The organism is Streptococcus mitis (assembly GCF_003942965.1).
Classification (GTDB): Bacteria; Bacillota; Bacilli; order Lactobacillales; family Streptococcaceae; genus Streptococcus; species Streptococcus mitis_BH.
This window is the reverse complement of sequence record NZ_RJOG01000063.1, coordinates 1-1725: the sequence shown is the minus strand read 5'-3', so window position 1 is coordinate 1725 and position 1725 is coordinate 1. Positions and strand designations below refer to the sequence as shown.

The window sequence follows — 1725 nt, the reverse complement described above, 5'->3', positions numbered from 1 at the left end:
CTCAGAAAAAGTGAACGACAAATATCCCTAAAACAGAGTCGTCTTAGAGTAAATTCCAGTTGCTAGCGTTTAGTGTGAGTCTTTTCGGATTAAAAAAACTATTGTATAACAAATAAAAATATGATACAATTAAAGTTATTTTTAATGGACATGGATTTAGATAATTCCGATAGGGAAGAAAAGTAAAGGACAAAAATAAAAGATGAGTATTTTCAATAAAAATATCAACAGAATTTTTACTTTAATTAAAAGTAAATTTCTGTTTCTAATCCTTTTTACATTAATAGGGACGACAGCAGTTGGTCTATATACTGTTTTTATCATTTCTCCTATATACAGTGTCTCCTCTAAGCTCATAATGAAGAACACTTCAAGCCAAACAAATGGTCAGAATAATGATACACAAACAATTGAAGCCATAAATCTCTTTCAAAGACAAGCTAAGACTTATTTAGAAATAGCAGATCTTCCTCCAGTAAAAGAAGATACCAATAAAGCATTAGGTTTGTCTCCAGATGAAATTGCTAAAATCAAATCGGTTAAATTAACAAACGACTCAGGTTCTCAGTTGGTAACAGTAACCGTAAGAGCTCTCGATAGAGAATTAGCTGATCGTTACATAAGAGAGTATGTCATTCAGTATAAAAAATTTACAGCAGACAGATTAGGACGGGATAATTTATCAGTTGTAACAGAAGCATTGGGAAGTAGCTCTCCAGTTTACCCAGTTTTATGGAAGAATCTTCTTGTATCTATTCTAGTATTTTCTTTTGTAGGATTTAATGTTATTTTCATCAAATATGTATTGAGTGATTCGATTGATTCTTACGAAGACTTGGAAGAGTTAGTGGGAACACCTGTTCTCGGGATGATTCCGACTATAGAGAGAAAGAGAAGAGGTGAGTGACATGCATATCGAAGTTATTCATAACAGTAAATCCATCGTAGCTGAGTCCTTTAGAACTTTAAGGAGTAATCTTCAGTTCTCAGAATTTGGAAAAAATATTAAAATCATTGTCGTTACAAGTGCCAATCCCAATGAAGGAAAGAGTGAAGTCAGCATCAATCTTGCTGCCTCTCTGGCTCAACAAGGGAAAAAAGTTATTATCATAGATGCAGACATGCGTAAACCAACCCAACATAAATTAACAGAGCTAAACAATACTGAAGGATTAAGCACCTTTCTATTAAAAAGGTCAGGTGTAGATTCCATTAATCATATGACGGTAAATGATGTGAATTTTGATGTACTGACCTCAGGACCTGTTCCACCTAATCCATCTGAGATGTTAGCTAGTTCTTCTATGGAAGAAACACTAAGAGCATTTGAGGATTTTTATGACTATGTCATTATCGATACACCTCCCTTGCTGGCAGCAACAGATGCTCAAGTACTAGCCAGTATTTCTGACGCTACCCTTCTTGTTGTAGATATAAAGAAATCAAAACGGCGTCAAGTTACAGAAGCAAAAAGAAGATTAGATCATGTTGGAGCTAGACTACTTGGTGTGATAATGAATAAAATAGATTCACATAAAGACACCTATTATTACTATTATTAAAATAACTATTTGAAAGGCAGGGGAGGAATAATGACAATCTATCTTTTAATGTTCGTCTATATCTCTTTCCTGGCCTTTTTCTCATTAAAATATGAGGATAAAGAACAAGAGTTAAGATTTCTTGTTCTTCCAACTTTTTTCTTTTTTATAATAATTGCAGGTT

The 1725-nt window shown here is 33.4% G+C and carries 2 protein-coding genes; both read left to right on the top strand.

All coding sequences use genetic code 11. The annotated features are described in order from the left end of the window. The first annotated feature begins 358 nt into the window (after positions 1–358). Positions 359–907 carry a YveK family protein gene (locus D8837_RS09220; RefSeq protein ID WP_260468893.1) on the top strand — a complete coding sequence of 183 codons (549 nt, stop codon included), beginning with the start codon at positions 359–361 and terminating at the stop codon, positions 905–907. Between the two features lies 1 nt (position 908). Beyond that, positions 909–1562 (top strand): CpsD/CapB family tyrosine-protein kinase, encoded by a 654-nt coding sequence (locus tag D8837_RS09215; protein WP_125456868.1) that lies wholly within the window; start codon positions 909–911, stop codon positions 1560–1562. Positions 1563–1725: the final 163 nt, after the last annotated feature.